At 73.3% G+C, this 17,305-nt stretch carries 18 protein-coding genes and 1 riboswitch; of the genes, 10 read left to right on the top strand and 8 right to left on the bottom strand.

The features are described from left to right. Positions 1-38: 38 nt before the first annotated feature. Entirely contained in the window at positions 39-1,508 is a 1,470-nt protein-coding gene (gene eccB / locus BFV98_RS16550; RefSeq protein ID WP_071096995.1) for a type VII secretion protein EccB, read from the bottom strand. Between the two features lie 162 nt (positions 1,509-1,670). Here eccB and BFV98_RS16545 point away from each other — a divergent pair, with 162 nt between their 5' ends. Next, positions 1,671-2,843: a type VII secretion protein EccE gene (locus BFV98_RS16545; protein ID WP_013283765.1), complete on the top strand. Its 1,173-nt coding sequence runs from the start codon at positions 1,671-1,673 to the stop codon at positions 2,841-2,843. Here BFV98_RS16545 and eccD read toward each other — a convergent pair. After that, positions 2,827-4,224: a type VII secretion integral membrane protein EccD gene (gene eccD, locus BFV98_RS16540; protein WP_013283766.1), complete on the bottom strand. Its 1,398-nt coding sequence runs from the start codon at positions 4,222-4,224 to the stop codon at positions 2,827-2,829. The two genes, BFV98_RS16545 and eccD, sit on opposite strands and share 17 nt — an antisense overlap. Positions 4,225-4,393: 169 nt before the next feature. Here eccD and BFV98_RS16535 point away from each other — a divergent pair, with 169 nt between their 5' ends. The 7 genes from BFV98_RS16535 (at position 4,394) to BFV98_RS16505 (ending at position 11,031) form a co-directional block, all read left to right on the top strand. Next, positions 4,394-8,359, top strand: coding sequence for a type VII secretion protein EccC (locus tag BFV98_RS16535; RefSeq protein WP_013283767.1), 3,966 nt, complete (start codon positions 4,394-4,396; stop codon positions 8,357-8,359). A 74-nt stretch (positions 8,360-8,433) separates the two neighbouring features. Then, positions 8,434-8,844, top strand: coding sequence for a YbaB/EbfC family nucleoid-associated protein (locus tag BFV98_RS16530; RefSeq protein ID WP_013283768.1), 411 nt, complete (start codon positions 8,434-8,436; stop codon positions 8,842-8,844). An 18-nt stretch (positions 8,845-8,862) separates the two neighbouring features. Next, positions 8,863-9,156 carry a hypothetical protein gene (locus tag BFV98_RS16525; protein ID WP_013283769.1) on the top strand — a complete coding sequence of 98 codons (294 nt, stop codon included), beginning with the start codon at positions 8,863-8,865 and terminating at the stop codon, positions 9,154-9,156. Between the two features lie 31 nt (positions 9,157-9,187). Next, positions 9,188-9,916, top strand: coding sequence for a hypothetical protein (locus tag BFV98_RS16520; RefSeq protein WP_013283770.1), 729 nt, complete (start codon positions 9,188-9,190; stop codon positions 9,914-9,916). Positions 9,917-9,928: 12 nt separating this feature from the next. Then, positions 9,929-10,198 (top strand): hypothetical protein, encoded by a 270-nt coding sequence (locus BFV98_RS16515; RefSeq protein ID WP_013283771.1) that lies wholly within the window; start codon positions 9,929-9,931, stop codon positions 10,196-10,198. 214 nt (positions 10,199-10,412) lie between these two features. Next, positions 10,413-10,721: a WXG100 family type VII secretion target gene (locus BFV98_RS16510; RefSeq protein ID WP_013283772.1), complete on the top strand. Its 309-nt coding sequence runs from the start codon at positions 10,413-10,415 to the stop codon at positions 10,719-10,721. Between the two features lie 28 nt (positions 10,722-10,749). Further along, positions 10,750-11,031 carry a WXG100 family type VII secretion target gene (locus BFV98_RS16505; RefSeq protein WP_013283773.1) on the top strand — a complete coding sequence of 94 codons (282 nt, stop codon included), beginning with the start codon at positions 10,750-10,752 and terminating at the stop codon, positions 11,029-11,031. A 61-nt stretch (positions 11,032-11,092) separates the two neighbouring features. Here BFV98_RS16505 and mycP read toward each other — a convergent pair whose 3' ends face one another. Both mycP and BFV98_RS16495 read right to left on the bottom strand, forming a co-directional pair. After that, positions 11,093-12,331, bottom strand: coding sequence for a type VII secretion-associated serine protease mycosin (gene mycP / locus BFV98_RS16500; RefSeq protein WP_255368137.1), 1,239 nt, complete (start codon positions 12,329-12,331; stop codon positions 11,093-11,095). A 56-nt stretch (positions 12,332-12,387) separates the two neighbouring features. Then, a complete protein-coding gene (locus tag BFV98_RS16495; RefSeq protein ID WP_013283775.1) occupies positions 12,388-12,729 on the bottom strand; it encodes a helix-turn-helix domain-containing protein in 342 nt (113 codons plus the stop codon). A 167-nt stretch (positions 12,730-12,896) separates the two neighbouring features. On the opposite strand from BFV98_RS16495, the gene BFV98_RS16490 reads away from it, so the two are divergent. Next, positions 12,897-13,550 (top strand): carbonic anhydrase, encoded by a 654-nt coding sequence (locus tag BFV98_RS16490; protein WP_013283776.1) that lies wholly within the window; start codon positions 12,897-12,899, stop codon positions 13,548-13,550. Positions 13,551-13,610: 60 nt separating this feature from the next. Here the strand turns inward: BFV98_RS16490 and BFV98_RS16485 are convergent, their stop codons facing one another. From BFV98_RS16485 to BFV98_RS16470, 4 genes are all read right to left on the bottom strand, one after another. Next, positions 13,611-14,639, bottom strand: coding sequence for a hypothetical protein (locus BFV98_RS16485; protein ID WP_013283777.1), 1,029 nt, complete (start codon positions 14,637-14,639; stop codon positions 13,611-13,613). 3 nt (positions 14,640-14,642) lie between these two features. Continuing rightward, a riboswitch (cyclic di-AMP (ydaO/yuaA leader) is annotated at positions 14,643-14,774 on the bottom strand. Between the two features lie 154 nt (positions 14,775-14,928). Then, a complete protein-coding gene (locus BFV98_RS16480) occupies positions 14,929-16,203 on the bottom strand; it encodes a YibE/F family protein (protein ID WP_013283778.1) in 1,275 nt (424 codons plus the stop codon). Positions 16,204-16,367: 164 nt separating this feature from the next. Next, the gene (locus BFV98_RS16475) at positions 16,368-16,577 is read right to left on the bottom strand and encodes an SHOCT domain-containing protein (protein WP_013283779.1); all 210 of its coding nucleotides are present in this window, start codon (positions 16,575-16,577) and stop codon (positions 16,368-16,370) included. 126 nt (positions 16,578-16,703) lie between these two features. Next, on the bottom strand, positions 16,704-17,003 hold the full coding sequence (locus BFV98_RS16470; RefSeq protein WP_013283780.1) for a metal-sensitive transcriptional regulator: 300 nt from the start codon (positions 17,001-17,003) through the stop codon (positions 16,704-16,706). An 80-nt stretch (positions 17,004-17,083) separates the two neighbouring features. Between BFV98_RS16470 and BFV98_RS16465 the strand changes: the two genes are divergently transcribed. Continuing rightward, positions 17,084-17,290: a heavy-metal-associated domain-containing protein gene (locus BFV98_RS16465; RefSeq protein WP_071096991.1), complete on the top strand. Its 207-nt coding sequence runs from the start codon at positions 17,084-17,086 to the stop codon at positions 17,288-17,290. Positions 17,291-17,305: the final 15 nt, after the last annotated feature.

The following is a 17,305-nucleotide window of genomic DNA, read 5'->3' as shown; positions in this document are numbered from 1 at the left end:
TGACGGAGATCCTCCACTTCGGATCGCCGCAGGGCCTGTCAACCGCCCTGGACCTGCGCCTCCGCGCCACCGGCCGACGGTGTCGCGGTGGCCCCCGGAGGCGTCGACGCATCGAAGTAGGTCATCGCATCCTCGCGGGACAGCGTCGGTCCGGTCGGCACCAGCGCCAGCAGCGAGGCGGGTACGGCGAGCGGCGTCACGTCGCCGTACCCGAGCGCGCTCTTCGCGTCGCCCCCGGCGGTGCCGAGCGGATAGCGGATGCCCTGCGCGGTGATCAGGTAGACAGTCGAACCGGCCGCCGCCTTGCCGCTCTCCCCGGCCGTGGCCTGCACCAGCACGCCCTTGCCGCCGGGCAGCAGCACGCTTTCGGCGGTGCGTACCGCGTCCCGGGCGCCCTGCCGCGCGGGCATCGCGGTCGCCGAGGTCAGCTCGGCCGGCGGGGAGTCGAAGACCTCCAGCGTGGTGGTCGGCGGCTGACCGGCCGGGCCGGGCCGGTAGGTGGCGCAGAGCACCGTCCGTCCCGGACGGACCTCGTGCAGCGTCGGCAGCCGGGCCGGCAGGCCGTCCGCGTCCAGCCGCTGGTCGGTGAGGAGCCGGCCCGCCTCATCCGGCGTGATCTGCGTCACCTCGCCACCCCCGCCGAGCAGCAGCAGCGCGGTGACCTCGCGGACTGTCGCCAGGCCCTGCCGGGTGAGCACGTAGTACTGGCCGGCGGCCTGGTAGACCTGGCCGATCCGGGCCGGCCGGTCGGCCACTGTGAGCCCGCTCGCGCCGCCGTCCCCGGCGATCGCCGGCTTGCGCAGCACCGGCCCGGCCGGCACCGCGTTCAGCAGTTGCTGCCCGACGGTCAGGTTCGTCGCGCCGGCCATCTTCAACGCCACCAGCGCCTGCTCGTCACCGGCCACCCGCAGCCGGGAACCATCGGTGAGCAGGTAACGCGCGTCGCCGGTCCGCACCACCACGGCCCGGTCGGTGAGCGCCGTGCCGCCGGGCAGCGCGCGGTCGATCACCAGGTGGGTGGTGGAGCGCTGCGGGTCGTTCGGGTCCGGCACGTCGCACACCGACCAGGGGAGCCCGACCAGCGACTTGCGATCCGGCAGGTCGTCCGGGGCGCCGACGATGCCGACCAGCCGCCCGCGTGGGCGGTCCTTGATCGACGCCTGGGACATGGTGCGCGGCTGCGCCGCGGCGTCGTTGACGATCAGCCGCGCCGAGGCGTAGTTGAGCGTCGGGCGCAGCACCTTGTCCTCGCCGAAGTAGTACGTCGCGCCGGTCTCCCGCTCGATCACCAGCGTGTTCGGCTCCAGCGGCGCGGAGTTGCTGGTGAGCTGGCCGTACGCGCCCACGCCGCCGAGCACCACTGCGGCCGCGATGACGCTGCCGAACACCGCCATGCCGAGGCGGCGCATCGGCAGATCGTTTGTCTCCGGATCACCGGAGAGCAGCGCCGAGACGATGCGGCGGGTGACGAAGCGGTACGCCTGCACCTGATCGCGGCGGGTCCGCATGACTAACCTCCGGCGGGGGTGGGTCCGCGGCGACAGGTCCGAACAGCGCCGCGGGCTTCCCTACGATAAGGGGCCGTCGGGGGTGCGCCGGACCCCGTCCGCCGACCGAACGACCGCACCCGCCCGGCGGATGCCCAGGATGTCCAGAAGGGACGCACACCGATGACGCAGCTCCAGGCGCCACCCGGTCGTACCGCCACCACTCCCGCCGTACCGCCGGACCGGCCGGTCACCCCGGCCGACAAGCGCCGCCGGGGACGCCTCGGCCCGGTCGTGGTCGGGCAGCTCGTGGTGGTGGAGTGCGCGGCGCTCGCGGTCTGGTTCGCCACCGCCGGCCCGGCGTGGCTGCTCGCGGTGGTCGCCGTCCTGGCGCTGCTGGCGGTGGCCGCGGCGTTCGCGCGCCGGGGCGGCCGCTGGTGGTACGAGGACCTGATGCTCCGCCGCCGGCTGCGCCGGCGCCGCGACCGCGCCCGGGGCGCGGCGCCCGGTGGTGACCCGAGACTGGCCGCGCTCGCCCCGGAGCTGACAGTGGTGGAGCTGACCGAGCGCGGCACCCGGCTCGGCATCGGGCAGGACGACCGGGGCTGGTTCGCCGCGCTGGCGCTGACCGGCCGGCCCGGCGCGCCCGCCGGCTCGATCGAGGCGGCGGTGGTGGACCGCGTGCTCGCGGTGCTCGCCGACTTCTCCGGCCCGGTCACCCAGACCCAGGTCGTCTCGCACACCCTGGTCTGGTACCCGGCGCCCGGCGCGCCGCCGTCCGCGTACCGGACCGTGTGGGTGGCGCTGCGCCTGTCGGTGTCCGACGCGCGGGCCGAGGCGGTGAGCCGGGGCGGCGGCCTGCGCGGCGTGCACCGCACGGTGGCGGCCGGGGTGGGCCGGCTCGGCAAGGCGCTCAACGCCGCCGGCCTCGGTCACCGGGTGCTCGACCGGAACGAGCTGCACGCGGCGGTGGTGTCCGGGGCCGGGCTCGACCTGGCACCGGAGTCCCCGGTGGAGACGTGGACCAGCCTGCGCGGGGGCGGCTGGACGCAGCGCTGCCTGGCCCTGCGGGTACGCCCCAACGGCTCACTCGGCGCGCTGGTCGACGCGGTCACCGCCACCTCCGCGCCCTCGCACACGGTCGCCGCCGTGGTGCTCCCGGGCGGCCGGCGGGTGCCGCCGCTGCTGCGGGTGGCAGCCATGGACGGGCACGCCGAGGCGCTGGTGAAGGCGGTCCGCGAGATGGCGCGGCGCGCGGGCGTGCCGGCCCGCCCGCTGGACGGCCAGCACGGCCCCGGCGTCTACGCCACCGCGCCGGTCGGCACCGCGATGGGGACCGTCACGGTCGAAGGTTGACGATCCAGCCGTACGCGCCGCAGACCCAGACGGCCAGCGGCACCAGCGCGATGATGAGCAGGATCTCGACGATGTCCAGGGTCCGGCCCCAGACCGGGGAGATCCGCTTGCCGGCCACGGTCAGGCCGTAGACCAGGCTGATCACGGCCAGCACGGCCAGGCCGCCCAGGATCAGCCCGAGGCGTACCGCCAGCGAGCCGGCGGCGAACGTGGCGGCGGCGACCAGCCCCAGGCCGACGGTGCCGGACAGCAGCACCGGCGTGCGTTGGGCGCGGCTGAGGAACGGGCGCGCCCGCAGCAGCGACAGCAGCGCCAGCACCAGGCAGAGCAGGACCGCCGGGAGCCGGCCGTTCTCGGCCAGCACCACCTCGCCGCCGAGCACCAGCAGCGAGACGGTCCAGAGCAGACCGGTGAGGAACGCGTCGGCGCGCTCGCTGTTGCGCAGCACCGACGGCCCGTCCACCGACTCGGTGTCGGTCTTGAGGTCGTCCGGGCCGGTGGGGATGGACGGCACCGGCAGCCGGGCCAGGCGGTAGGCGAGCATCGGCAGGGCGGGCAGCGCGCCGAACGCGACTGTCGACACCACCGCCGCAGCCGCCGCCGCGCCGATGTCGAAGGCCAGGCTGAGCACCGCGCCGAGGCCGACCGCCGCGCCCACGCCCACCGCGCCGAGGAAGAGCGGCAGGCGGTCGCCGACGGCGAGCGCGGCGATCGCGCCGAAGACCACCACAGCGGTGCCGGCGAGCAGGACGTGCGGACCGGCCAGCTCGCCGAGCGTCCGCTCACCGGCGAGCACCAGCAGGCCGCCGGCGCCCGCGTACCCGATCCCGACCAGGGCCAGCACCGCGCCGGTGCGGCTGTCGCCGGCGGCGCGGGACAGCACCGCGGCGCCGACCAGCAGCGCCACCGCGACCACGAACGCGGCGGCCGCGCCGGGTAGCTGCGGTGGGCCGGTGAGCAGCGTCGCCACCGCGCCCGCGGCGAGCGCCGAGGCGGCCAGCAGGACCGCGAACACCCGTGTGGTGCCGACCTGCCAGGCGCCCGCCCGCTGGGTGGTGGAGGTGGCGACCGCGTCCACCACGTCGTCGAAGACGATCTCGGGGGCGGTCGCGGCACGCGGGTTGAAGTAGAGCACCTCGCCGTCGCGGACGCCGAGCTGCGCGGCGGTCCGGCCGCCGTCGAACGGCTGACCGCCGAGCCGGGACAGGGCCCAGCCGCCGTGCCGCACGCCCTCGTCGGCCAGGTCCTCGCCCGCGTACCGCAGCAGCGTGGGCAGCAGGTCGGCGAGCGGCACGTCGGACGGCAGCGCCAGATCCATCCTGGTACGCGGCGCCACGATGGTGATCCGGCTCAGCCCACCGGTCGCCGTCTTCGTCGCCACAGTGGCCTCCTCGTGCTCGCATACGATCCGCTGGGCCGTCGGCACCGCCCCCACGGGTCCACGACGCCACCGGGAGATTACCTACGATGGCGGTCGCACAGGTTGCCCACCCGACGCTCACCGGCGGTGGCAGACCACGATCAGGGCCGCTTCTGGGGAGGGGAGAGCCGTGAGTACGGTGGTGTTCCGCCGACTTCCGCGTCAACCGGGGCCCGCGCTGCCGCGCGGCGAGGTGCTGCTGGAGTCCCCGCCCGAGCTGCCGGAGCCGCAGGCCAAGGGCATGGGTCAGGTGCTGATGATCCTGCCGATGCTCTGCGGCGTCGGCGCGATGGCGTTCCTCTACGCCGGCCGGGGCGGCGGCATGATGACGTACGTCGCCGGTGGCCTGTTCGGTGTGTCCATGTTGGGCATGGCGATCGGCACGCTCGGCAACGGCGGCAACGACAAGGCCGAGCTGAACGCCCAGCGGCGCGACTACATGCGCTACCTCGCGCAGATGCGCAAGCGCACCCGGCGGGCGGCCGAGCAGCAGCGCGCCGCGATGACCTGGCGGCACCCGGAGCCGGACGCGCTCTGGTCGATCGCCGCCTCGCGCCGGCTCTGGGAGCGGCGGATCACCGAGGACGACTTCGGCGAGGTACGGATCGCGCTCGGCCCGCAGCGGCTGGCGGTGGAGATCGTGCCGCCGGAGACCAAGCCGGTGGAGGACCTGGAACCGATGAGCGCGATCGCGCTGCGCCGGTTCGTCCGGGCCCACTCCAGCGTGCCGGACCTGCCGACCGCGCTGTCGCTGCGCGCGTTCAGCCGGATCGCGCTGCGCGGCGACCGGGAGCCGGTGCTCGACCTGACCCGGGCCGCGCTGGGCCAGCTCGTCACGTTCCACGCCCCGGAGGACCTCCTGGTGGTCGTGGTCGCCGCGCCGGACCGGCAGGCGGCCTGGGACTGGGTGAAGTGGCTGCCGCACGCCCAGCACCCGGGGCGTACGGACGCGGCCGGCGCGCGCCGGATGGTGTTCGCCGCGCTGGACGAGGCGGAGACCGCGCTGGCCCAGGACCTGGGCGGGCGGCCCCGGTTCTCGCCCGAGGCGAAGCCGCTGACCACCGCGCCGCACGTGGTGGTGGTGCTCGACGGCGGCGAGGTCTCGGCGACCTGCGCGCTGACCGGGCCGGGCCTGCTCGGCACGACCGTGTTCGACCTGTCCGGCGCGGTCCCGCGTGACGCCGGGCGCTGGCTGCTCTGCCTGGACGCCGGGGACGGCACCGGCCTCGACCTGGTCCGCGGCACCGCCACGTCGCGGCTCGGCCGCCCGGACCGGCTCTCCCTGAGCGCGGCCGAGGGGCTGGCCCGGCAGATCGCCCCGTTCCGGCTCTCCCAGCAGCAGGGCGCGAGCACCGAGGAGCCGCTGGCCCGCAGCATGGAGCTGCCCGACCTGCTCGGTGTCGGCGACGCGGCCACGGTGGACACCCGGCAGACCTGGCGTCCGCGCAGCCACCGCGACCGGCTGCGCATCCCGCTCGGCCTGGGACCGGACGGCAACGTGGTGGAGCTGGACTTCAAGGAGTCCGCGCACGAGGGCATGGGCCCGCACGGCCTGGTCATCGGCGCGACCGGTTCCGGCAAGAGCGAGCTGCTGCGGACGGTGGTCGCGGCGCTCGCGGTGACGCACTCGTCGGAGGAACTGAACTTCGTTCTCGTCGACTTCAAGGGCGGCGCCACCTTCGCGTCGCTGGACGCGTTGCCGCACACCAGCGCGGTGATCACCAACCTCTCCGACGAGCTGCCGCTGGTCGACCGCATGCGGGACGCGCTGGCCGGTGAGATGAACCGCCGGCAGGAGGTGCTGCGGGCGGCGGGCAACTACGTCTCGCGGTACGACTACGAGAAGGCGCGGGCCGCCGGTGAGCCGCTGGAGCCGATGCCCAGCCTGCTGATCATCTGTGACGAGTTCTCCGAGCTGCTCGCCGCCAAGCCGGACTTCATCGACCTGTTCGTGATGATCGGCCGCCTCGGCCGGTCGCTCGGCGTGCACCTGCTGCTCGCCTCGCAGCGGCTGGAGGAGGGCAAGCTGCGCGGCCTGGACACGCACCTGTCGTACCGGATCGGTCTGCGCACGTTCTCGGCTGTGGAGAGCCGGATCGTGCTCGGCGTGCCGGACGCGTACGAGCTGCCCAGCGCGCCCGGTCACGGCTACCTGAAGACCGACACCGCGACCATGCTGCGGTTCCGCGCCGCGTACGTGTCCGGCCCGTACCGGGCGCCGGGGCAGGTGCAGCGCTCCACCCGGGCGCAGGTGCAACGCCGGATCGTCCCGTACGGCATCGACTACGTGCCGGTGCCGGCGGCGCCGAGCCCGGCGGAGGCCGCCCCGGAGCCGGAGCAGAGCGGCGACGGCAAGGCCGTGGCGATGCTGGACGTGCTGATCGACCAGCTCAAGGGCCGCGGCAAGCCGGCGCACCAGGTGTGGCTGCCGCCGCTGGCCGAGCCGTCCGGGCTGGCCGAGCTGCTGCCCAAGCTGAGCGTGCACCCGACGTACGGCCTGACCACCGCCGACTGGCCGGGCCGCGGCCGGCTCGCCGTGCCGGTCGGCATCGTGGACCGCCCGTACGAGCAGCGCCGCGACCCGATGATGGTCGACCTGGCCGGGGCCGGCGGCAACGTGGTGATCGTCGGGGCGTCGCTGAGCGGCAAGAGCACCATGCTGCGCTCGATGCTGGCCTCGCTGGCGCTCACCCACACGCCGCGCGAGGTGCAGTTCTTCTGCCTCGACTTCGGCGGTGGCGCGTTGCGCAGCCTGGACGGGCTGCCACACACCTCGGGTGTGGCGGGCCGGCGGGACGTCGAGGCGGTCCGGCGGACGGTGGCCGAGGTGGTCGCCGTGATCGACGAGCGGGAGAACCGGTTCACCCAGCACGGCATCGACTCGGTGGCGAGCTACCGGCGCCGCCGGGCGGCCGGTGAGTTCGCCGACGACCCGTTCGGTGACGTCTTCCTCGTCGTGGACGGCTGGAACACGCTGCGCCAGGAGTACGAGGAGCTGGAGCAGACGATCACCAACCTGGCGAACCGGGGCCTCGGCTTCGGCGTCCACGTGGTGATCACGGCGGTGCGCTGGGCGGAGATCCGGATCAACATGCGGGACCTGCTCGGCACCAAGCTGGAGCTGCGGCTCGGTGACCCGTCGGAGTCGGAGATCGACAGGCGGGCCGCGCAGAACGTGCCGGTGGGCGCGCCCGGTCGCGGTCTGACCCGGGACAAGCTGCACTTCCTGACCGCGATCTCCCGGATCGACGGCAAGCGCGACATCGAGGACCTGACCGAGGCGTCGGTGGCGCTCGCCGGTCACGTCGCGGCGAACTGGCCGGGACAGCCGGCGCCGAAGGTCCGGCTGCTGCCGCGCAAGCTGGCGGTCACCGAGCTGGCGAAGGTGGTCGACCGGTCCGCCCCGGGCATTCCGATCGGCGTCAACGAGTCGGCGCTCGCCCCGGTCTACCTGGACCTGGCGGGCGAGCCGCACCTGACCGTGTTCGGCGACGCCGAGTGCGGCAAGACGAACCTGCTGCGGCTGATCGCCCGGGGGATCGCCGAGCGGTACACCCCGGCCCAGGCGCGGCTGGTCATCGCCGACTACCGGCGTGGTCTGCTGGGCGCGGTCGAGGGTGACCACCTGCTCGACTACGCGCCGTCGAACCAGGTGTTCAGCCAGGGACTCGGCTCGATCCGCAGCGCGTTGCAGAACCGGCTGCCCGGCCCGGACGTTACCACCGCCCAGCTGCGTGACCGGAGCTGGTGGAAGGGTCCGGACCTGTACATCCTGGTGGACGACTACGACCTGGTCGCCTCCGGTGGCAGCAACCCGCTGAGCGCGCTGCACGAGCTGCTGCCGCAGGCGCGGGACATCGGCCTGCACCTGATCATCACGCGCCGGGTCGGCGGTGTGGCCCGTGCGCTGTACGAGCCGGTGCTGCAACGGCTGCGCGAGCTGGACTCGCCCGGCCTGCTGATGTCCGGCAGCCGGGAGGAGGGTGCGGTCTTCGGCAACCTGCGGCCGACGCCGCAGCCGCCGGGCCGGGGCACGCTCGTCCGTCGCCGCGACGGCCAGCAGCTGATCCAGACCGCGTGGACGGAGCCGGCCTGACGGGACGGACGCCGGGCGGCCCGGTCCGGTAGCGTCGGCCCGATCGATCGTCGCGAGTGGAGAGGGGCGCGCACGTGAGCAGCCCGTCGGGTTTCGGTGCGGCCATGGAGGGCCTGCTGCGGCAGGCGCAGGAACAGCAGCGCCGGCTGGCCGATCTCCAGCGGCAGCGCGCCGAGCTGCGGGTGACCGGGGAGAGCCCGGACGGGCTGGTGCGGGTGACTGTCGACGGCGGCATGAAGGTCGGCGACATCGAGCTGAACGCGCGGGCGATGCGGCTGGACAGCTTCTCCCTGTCCGAGGCGATGCAGGCGGCGATCGACGCGGCCTACGCGGCCTTCGAGGAGCGGCAGCGCGAGATGCTGAGCGAGATGCTCGGCGACTCCGAGATGGTCCGCCGTGCGCAGGACGGCACGCTGACCCCGGAGGACTGGTTCCGTCAGTTCGGGGTGGACGTGTCCGACCCGACCCGCAACCTGCGGCGCTGAGCGAGAGGAAGGCCGACGATGCCGAACACGGTCGACGTCGACGCGATCCGGAAGGCGGGCCGGATGCTCGACGCCCCGGACGGCCCGATCCAATACCTCCGCAACGTCGAGACGTTGCTGGGCGAGGTGAAGCTGCCCAGCGGCGCGCTGAGCTGGTTCGGCACCGGCGCGGTCGAGCGGCACAACGCGGCTGTGGACGGGCACCTGGACAACGTCCGCACCGGCGTGGAGCATCTGCGCAAGGCCGCCGCGCAGCTCGAACAGAGCGCGAAGAACTGGGAGAGGTCGGATCAGCCCTGGGTGGTCAAGTGACCGGCCGGGCCCGCCACGGGAAGGACGCCTGATGCCGCCGGAGATCCTCATCGCCAACGCCTCGGGGACGGTGACCGGCACCGTGACGGTCGCCGAGACCACGGCTCCGGTCCGGTCGGCGGCGGCCGTCGCCAAGGGCAACCTGGTCTGGATCGTCGCCTCGGCGGCGTTGATCGGCGCGATCCTCTACCTGGAGTCGTTCGACAACCAGCAGGTCAACGAGTCGATCAAGAAGTGGGACGAGGCGGCCCGCCTGCTCGGCGCGGACCAGTTCGGCGCGGCCATGGCGGCGGTTCCGCCGGACGCGGCGGAGTGGGACTTCGACGACCGGGACGCGTTCGACCTGTTCCTCCGCAAGCTCGGGGCGGAGATCAACTCGTTGGCCGAGGCGTTCGCCGCCAACCGGGACACGCTCACCGCGGCCCGGGACGCGTACAACGACGCGATCTCCGGCCTGGCCCAGGCGCTCATGCCGATCCTGGTCGCGGTGATCGCCTCGATCGCGCTCCAGTTCTTCCCCGCCACCACCGCGCTGGCGCAGGCCATCGGCATCGTCGGTCTGACCGCCACCGCCGCCGTCCTGGTCCTGGTCTTCGGTGAGATCAGCGCGCTGCTGCACGCGCTGCTGGCCGCCTTCCACACCGACAACCGGTTCACCTTCACCGCGGACTCCCGCCCCGGCTGGGCGCCGACCGGCTCGGACCCGGACATCAAGGACATCAAGATCGACTGGGTGCGGGACGCCAAGTTCTACGGGTGACGGGAGCGACGCATGGAAACCCTGCTCTTCTCGTTGTTGCTGTACGTCCTGCTGACCATTCCGGTCTTCGTGGTCCTGATGCTGTTCGCCGCGCTGACCCGCTCGGCGCGGCTGCGGCGGGCCGCCGAGGTGGTGTCGCTGAGCACCTGCGCGGCACTGCTGGTGCTGTCGTTCCAGCGCGCTTTCGAGAAGCCGATGCTGTGGGCCGTGGTGGTGCTGCTGGTCGCGGTGCTGGTCTTCGGCGTGTCGACGATCGTCAAATCCTCGCGCGAGCGGTCGTGACCTCGGCCTCGACCGTCCACCTCGTACTGAGGGCCGCGGATCGCGTCTGTCGACAGTGGGATGTCGGAATACGACCATGGGACGGCAGGGCTGCGCGGGTTGGACATCGTCCGCTACGGTTCGGATGAAGTGTCCGTCGGTGGGGTGTGTACGCCTTGCCGCGGGGGAGGGCGCGGCGGAACCGCCGCCACAAGATGACGGAAGGGTGTGAAGCATGGCGTTCGAGGTCAGTGCAGCGACTCTGCACACCGCCGCGAGTGACGTGCGGTCCACGCGCAGCGACGTCGACGGCGAGCTCAAGAAGCTGTGGAACGTGGTCGACGACCTGGCGATGGCCTGGAAGGGCCAGGCGTCCACGGGCTTCCAGAGCCTGATGACTCGCTGGAACGAGGACACTACGAAGCTGCTGACCGCGATGGACAACATCGCGGACCTGCTCGACAAGTCCGGCACCACGCACCAGGTCAACGACGAAGAGCAGCAGCAGATGCTGGACAAGTTCCACGCTGCTCTCAACCCGTGATCCGCGAAGACAGGCAGAGGAGGAATCGATGAGCATCAAGGTTGATTACGCTGTTCTGGAGAGCAGCAACCAGCAGATGCAGGCCATCTCGCGGACCATCGACGAGAAGCTCGACACGCTGCGGGCGATGCTGACCAAGCTCGAGTGGGAGGGCCAGGACCGGGCCGCCTACCAGCAGCACCAGGCCCAGTGGGACGCCGCCGTGCGGGACATCAACAAGGTCCTGAACGAGATCGGCGGTGCCGTGGGCATCGCGCGCGAGAACTACATGACCACGGAGATGAGCAACTCCAAGGTCTGGGGCAACTGACCCCCGACCGGTCCACAGCGGCTCCGCTCCGGCTCGTGCCGGGCGGAGCCGTCGTGTGTTGTCAGGCGTCCTGCGGGACGTCGCGGCGGCCGGGACGCCACCCGCGCCGCCGTCCGCGTACCAGGATGGGGCGCAACGTCAGCAGGACGCCGGCCAGCAGCGCGCCGACGACAGCGACCCAGATCGCGACGGTGCGCTGCCAGGCCAGCGGGTCGGCGGGCGGCGCCGGTGGCGGCATCGCGCCCAGCGGCGGGTCCTCCCGGGTGCCCAGCAGGCTGGTGACCGCCCGGTACGGGTTGACCATCCCGAAGCCGACCTCGGCGTTGTGCCCGTCGGGCGGGTTGTCGGCGGTACGGGTCAGCCGGTAGGCGACCTCGTCGGCGCTGATGTCCGGGTGTGCGGCCCGCACCAGCGCGGCCACCCCGGAGACGTACGCGGTGGCGAAGCTCGTCCCGCCCTGCGGCTCGGCCCGGTAGCCCGATCCCTGCGGAGCGGGCCCGACGATGTTCAGGCCGGGGCCGGCGATGTCCACATAGTCCCCGCTGACCGAGCTGCCGACGTGCCCGCCCTGCTCGTCGATCCCGGCGACGGCGACGACACCGTCGTACGCCGCCGGATAGGCCGGCCGGTCCTCCCGGTTCTCCTGCCGGTTGCCGGCGGAGGCGACGACTACCACGTCCTTACTGAGCGCGTACTGCACCGCGGACTTCAGCGCCGGGTCGTCGAGCGTGACCAGGGACAGGTTGATCACGTCGGCGTCGTGGTCGACAGCCCAGCGGATCGCCTTGCCGATCTCGGCCGGCACGTCCGGGTCGAAGTTCTCCTTGTTCTCGGCCAGCACCCGCAGCGGCAGGATCTTCGCCTCCGGCGCGATGCCGGTGTAGGGCGAGCCGGTGCCCTCCCGGCCGGCGATGATGCCCGCGACCATGGTGCCGTGGCCGACCAGGTCGCACTGCCCCTTGAGGCGGACGAGCTGGTTGAAGTCCTCACCCGGCAGCACCCGCCCGCGTAGCAGGGGATGGGCGGGCGAGACCCCGGAGTCGATCACCGCGACGGTGACCCCCGTACCCTTGCCGATCCGCCACGCGGCGGCCGGGTCGAGGCGGCTCAGCGCCCACGGCACCTCGGTGGGCGCGGGGCCGCCGGCCGGGCCGCACTTCGGGGCGGCCTGCGCGGGCGCGGGCACCGCCAGCGCGCCGCCGAGCAGGGCGGTCACCGCCGCTCCGGAGAGGACGGACCTGATCCGGTGTCCGGCCCGGACGCGTCCCGTGGTCGCGCCCGGCCGCAAGCTGTCGCGCACGCGGTGAGATTACCCGCCTCGCCCGCCCGCGCGGGCACATGTGGTGCCGGCCCGGGTCACCCGTCGGCGGCAGCGTCCCCGGCCGACTCGGCGGCGAACAGGGCCAGTAGCGCGCCGACCTGCTGGTCGGCCTCGGCCGGGTGCCGGAAGCGGCCCTTCGGGTTGATCGTGTACTCGTTGCGCCGTCCCACCCGCGTACGACGCAGGTAGCCCCCGGCCTCCAGGTCGGCGACGATGGCCTGGGCCGCCCGTTCGGTCACGCCCACCTCGTCGGCCACGTCCCGCAGCCGGGCGGTGGGGTTGCGCGCGATCGCCAGCAGCACGTGGCCGTGGTTGGTGAGGAAGGTCCAGTTACGGCGGCTCCCGTCCTCAACTGGTGTGGTCGCCATGGTGGTCATGCTATGGCCACGTCCGCCACCTGCCGAATCGGCGCGGTCCGGGGCGGGGCGCCGACGGGAAAGTATGAAATGCGTATCACGAATCTTGACGTGCCCCCAGGTGCGTGTGACCGTGGGTCGCGAGGCCGTTCGGCCTGGTGGTTCCCCAGGTAGACGAGGTGAGGGACATGACGCCGAGCACCCCGGAGCAGGCACTGACCGAACTGCGTGCCGGTAATCACCGGTTCGTCACGGGCGTCCCGCAGCATCCGAATCAGGACGCCGGGCACCGGGCGGCTGTGGCCGACGGCCAGCACCCGTTCGCGGTGATCGTCGGCTGCTCCGACTCGCGGCTCGCCGCCGAGATCATCTTCGACCGCGGTCTCGGTGACCTCTTCGTGGTACGTACCGCCGGGCACACCGCCGGGCCGGAGGTGCTCGGCAGCGTCGAGTACGCCGTCACCGTGCTGGGCACCCCGCTCGTGGTGGTGCTCGGGCACGACTCCTGCGGCGCGGTCCAGGCCGCCCGGGAGGGGGTCCGGACCGGCGCCGCCCCGGCCGGGCACCTGGGCGCTGTGGTGGACGCGGTCTCGCCGAGCCTGTTGCGCGCCGCCCGCCAGGGGGTCGAGGACCTCGACGGCATCGTCGACGTCCACATCGCGCAGACCGTGGAGACGCTGCTGGCCCGGTCCGCCGTGCTGGCCGAGCGGGTGGCCGCCGGGCGGTGCACGGTGGTGGGCATGTCGTACCGGCTCGCCGGTGGCGAGGTGCGGACCGTGGCGCAGGCCCCGGCCCCGCTGCCCGCCCCGGCCGCGCCCGCCGACCCGGCGCTGGCCGGCTGATACGCACGGACGACGAAAAAGGGGCCGCCCGAGGGCGGCCCCTTTTTCGTGATGTCCGGGTCAGAGCATCGACATGTGGACGTGGTCGGTGTGGTTCGAGGGTCCGCTGTACGAACTCCAGCCGGTGGCCGGGAACCAGATCTGCCGGTTCCAGATGACGTAGTAGATGCCCAGCCGGTCGGCGTTGCGGATGAGGAAGGCGGCCACCTCGTTGCCGTACCGGCGGGTGTCGTTGTTGTGCCAGGGCGCGAAGCCGCTGTTCTGGAGCGACCAGTCGCACGCCTTGCCCTTGGGGTGCTCCCACGGCCCGCCGGGCCGGTAGCAGCCCACGAAGCGCTTGAAGCCCGCGCGCCGGACCTCCTTGTACGCGTGCAGCGTGCGCGGCGTGACGCAGCCCGAGGTGGTCGGGTCGTCCTCGCTGCACGACTCCGCCTTCCACCCGCCGTCGGCGGTGCGGCCGGGGCCGATCTTGGCGACCGGTGAGGTGGCGGAGACCAGGCCGCCGGTGAAGCCGAGACCGCCGACGAGCTTCAGCGCGCGCTCGGCCTGCACCTTCTCGCGCTCCATCGCGTTCTTCTGCTTCTCCTGCTCGCGCACCTCGGCGTCGAGCGCGATCTTGGCCTGCTCGGCGCGGGTCTTGACCGCGTTGATGGCGGCCAGGCGCTGCGCGTTGAGGAGGTTCAGCTCGTCCAGGGCGTTGACCCGGCGGACGAACGAGTCGGGTGAGTTGCTCTCCAGCAGCATGGCCATCGCGCCCATCCGGCCGGTCCGGTAGGACTGGGCAGCGAGCTGGTTGACCTGCGGGCTGAGCGCTTCGAGCTCGGCCTGTGCCGTCTTCACCTCGGCCGCCAGCCGCCGCTGGCGGTCCTGGGACTTGGCGAGCTTCGCCTTGGCCTGGAGGAAGGCCCGGTTGGCGGCGTCGATCGCCTCGGTGATGAGCGGCGGTTCGCCGTCCTCCTCGTGTCCCGAGGGGTTGCCGGGGGCCGCCGCGGTGGGGGCCGCGGTCGCCGGGGTCGGCCCGGCCAGCACGGCCAGCGAGGCCAGCACGGCCACCACGGGTGTCAGCCAGCGGCGCAGGGGTGCCGTCACAGTGTTCCCTTCCGTCGGCCGCCGACCGGGTTAGCTGACGGGTTCGGGACGGAAGTGGCCCCTACCGCTGTCGCGGATTCACCCCATGTACCTGGTTCCCCGGTTCGCCCGCAGGCGATTGGGCGGCGGCACCGCTGGCGCCGGTGCGCGCCTTCGGCGGTGACCGGCAGCGAGGTTACCTGACAGCACTCCTGAGGATCTACGTCCGGAAGCCGACCAATAGCGAGATTTCGCCGTGGCGCACCGTGACCAGCGTCGCGTTTGAAATCGATGGTCACGCTGCGGAGTGTCACCATGCGGCCTCCGTACTCTTCCCGCCGCCCAGGGCCTCCAGCGCGTCGTCGCGTCCGGCCGGCGGCCGGGCCGCGGGTGGCGCCGGCTCCGCGCCGCGCGAGCGCCGCCCGGCGGTGGTCACGATCGCGGCCAGTCCGGTCGTCAGCGGTACGGCGGCGATCAGGCCGAGCGTCGCCACCGCGCTGCGGACGATCTCCTGGGCGAGGAACTCGCTGGTGAGGATCTCACTCACCGGGCGGGAGTCGGCAACCAGGAGGAGCAGCAGCGGCAGCGAGGCGCCCGCGTACGCCAGCACGATGGTGTTGACGGTGGATGCGATGTGGGCCCGGCCGACCCGGGTCGCCGCCCGGTAGAGCTGCCGCCGGGACAGTCCGGGGTTGGCGTGCGCCAGTTCGGTGACGGTGGCCGCCTGGGTGACTGTGACGTCGTCCAGCACGCCCAGCGAGCCGATGATGATGCCGGCCAGCAGCAGCCCGTGCAGGTCCACGTCGCCCTGGAACATGGACAGCGTGGTGGCGTCCTCGCTGCCGAAGCCGGTCAGGTGGGTGGCGGACGTGGCGAGCAGGCCGAGCACGCCGGTGACCACCAGGCTGCCGAGCGTGCCGAGCACCGCGACCGACGTCTGCGCGGTGATCCCGTGGGTCAGGTAGAGCACCACGAACATGATCAACGCGGCGCCCACGATCGCGACCAGCAGCGGCGGCTGGCCGGCGCCGATGCCCGGCAGCACGAAGCCGAGGAGGATGGCGAAGCTGGCCACCAGGCCGCCGAGCGCGGCGAGCCCGCGCCACCGGCCGAACGCCACGATCGCGGCGGCGAACAGCACCATCAGCCAGATCAGCGGCGTGCCGCGCTGGTGCTCGGCGATGTTGTAGGACTTCACCGCCGGGTCGGCCGGGTCGGTCAGCTCGACCAGGACGACCTCGTCGCCGACCGCGACCCGGGGTGCGCCCGGCCCGGCCGGGATCGGCGTCTCGACCTGCCGGCCCGCGTCCGGGCCCTGCTCGGCGGTGACCGTCACCGTGCCGCAGGGGCCACCCCCGCCCTCCGGGGCCTCCGGGGTCGGTGGGCAGGGCTCGGTGACCACCCGGGTCACGGTGCCGTGGTAGCGGGGGACGTCAGCGCCGCCGACCGGCTCCCGGTCCTGCCCGGGCCAGAGCACCAGCGCCGCGATCACTGTGAGCGCGAACAGCGGCACCACCACGGCGACGAGCAGCCGTCGTACGCCCGGCGGCGCGGCGGGTGCGGGGCGGGTGTGGTCGGCACCCATGGCGTCTCTCCCAACGGTCGCGGCGACGCCTGGTCCGCCGGACCGGTCTGGTCACCCGGCCGGCGCGGACGTGTCGACCACGTCCGGGTCGTCGCCCGGCCATGGTAGGCAGCCCGGCCGGCCGCTCCCGGGCGGCGCGACCGGTGACGCGCGCCCCGCTCGGGTCAGGCCAGGCCCGCCCGGCGCCGCCGGTACTCGTCCTCGTCGATCTCGCCGCGGGCGTACCGCTCGTCCAGGATGCGCCGGGCCGTCGTCGGGCCCAGATACTGCGGGCCGGTCCACCGCACGGCCGCCCAGACGAGCCCCGCCAGCACCCCGAGCACCAGCAGAGACCAGATCCACATCCAGCCCATCATCGGGCTCTGCCACATCATCGGGCCGCCCTCCGTCCGTCGCCGCGGGTCCGCCGGTCCGGCCTGCCCGCCACTTCGACGGTACGTCCGCCCGGGCGCGTCGGCACGGGTCGATGTGCCCTGGTCCTGAGGGCCGGAGGTCCCCGCTCAGCCGCGCTTCATCAGGCGCCCGACGGCGGCCATCATCTCGGTCGCCATCTCGTCGGCCCGGCCCTCGGCGGCGCCCTCGTGCATGCAGTGCCGGGCGTGGCCGTCGAGCAGGCCCAGGCCGACCTTGTCCAGCGCCGCCTGGATGGCCGAGATCTGGGTCAGCACGTCGATGCAGTAACGGTCGTCCTCGACCATCTTCTCGATGCCACGGACCTGGCCCTCGATCCGGCGGAGCCGGGCGAGGAGTTGGTCCTTGCTGGCGGTGTAGCCCCGGGTCGGGCTGGACGGCGCGGTCATGAAACCGAGGATAGCGTACCCCTCGGGGGTATGCTAACGTTCGGGACGTACCCCTGGGGGGTATCAGATCGGAGGGCGAGATGGAGACCACCTACCAGGTGAACGGCATGACCTGCGGGCACTGCGTCAACTCGGTGAGCATCGAGCTGAGCGCACTTCCGGGCGTCACCGACGTCCAGGTCGACCTGGCCGGCGGCCGGGTCACCGTCACCAGTCAGAACCCGCTGGACGTGGACGCGGTCCGCGCGGCGGTCGACGAGGCCGGTTACGACCTCGTCGGTGTGTGACGGGTCCGGCGGACC

The sequence above is a fragment of the Micromonospora sp. WMMB235 genome (assembly GCF_001855515.1).
In the GTDB taxonomy this organism is placed as follows: Bacteria; Actinomycetota; Actinomycetes; order Mycobacteriales; family Micromonosporaceae; genus Micromonospora; species Micromonospora aurantiaca.
This window is presented reverse-complemented; position numbering and strand designations above follow the sequence as displayed.

Excerpts from the sequence above, each read along its gene's own strand:
- eccB (WP_071096995.1), bottom strand. The coding sequence starts at position 1,508 with ATGCGGACCCGCCGCGATCAGGTGCAGGCGTACCGCTTCGTCACCCGC.
- BFV98_RS16545 (WP_013283765.1), top strand. The coding sequence starts at position 1,671 with ATGACGCAGCTCCAGGCGCCACCCGGTCGTACCGCCACCACTCCCGCC.
- BFV98_RS16525 (WP_013283769.1), top strand. The coding sequence starts at position 8,863 with ATGCCGAACACGGTCGACGTCGACGCGATCCGGAAGGCGGGCCGGATG.
- BFV98_RS16520 (WP_013283770.1), top strand. The coding sequence starts at position 9,188 with ATGCCGCCGGAGATCCTCATCGCCAACGCCTCGGGGACGGTGACCGGC.
- BFV98_RS16515 (WP_013283771.1), top strand. The coding sequence starts at position 9,929 with ATGGAAACCCTGCTCTTCTCGTTGTTGCTGTACGTCCTGCTGACCATT.
- BFV98_RS16510 (WP_013283772.1), top strand. The coding sequence starts at position 10,413 with ATGGCGTTCGAGGTCAGTGCAGCGACTCTGCACACCGCCGCGAGTGAC.
- BFV98_RS16505 (WP_013283773.1), top strand. The coding sequence starts at position 10,750 with ATGAGCATCAAGGTTGATTACGCTGTTCTGGAGAGCAGCAACCAGCAG.
- BFV98_RS16495 (WP_013283775.1), bottom strand. The coding sequence starts at position 12,729 with ATGACCACCATGGCGACCACACCAGTTGAGGACGGGAGCCGCCGTAAC.
- BFV98_RS16490 (WP_013283776.1), top strand. The coding sequence starts at position 12,897 with ATGACGCCGAGCACCCCGGAGCAGGCACTGACCGAACTGCGTGCCGGT.
- BFV98_RS16480 (WP_013283778.1), bottom strand. The coding sequence starts at position 16,203 with ATGGGTGCCGACCACACCCGCCCCGCACCCGCCGCGCCGCCGGGCGTA.
- BFV98_RS16475 (WP_013283779.1), bottom strand. The coding sequence starts at position 16,577 with ATGATGTGGCAGAGCCCGATGATGGGCTGGATGTGGATCTGGTCTCTG.
- BFV98_RS16470 (WP_013283780.1), bottom strand. The coding sequence starts at position 17,003 with ATGACCGCGCCGTCCAGCCCGACCCGGGGCTACACCGCCAGCAAGGAC.
- BFV98_RS16465 (WP_071096991.1), top strand. The coding sequence starts at position 17,084 with ATGGAGACCACCTACCAGGTGAACGGCATGACCTGCGGGCACTGCGTC.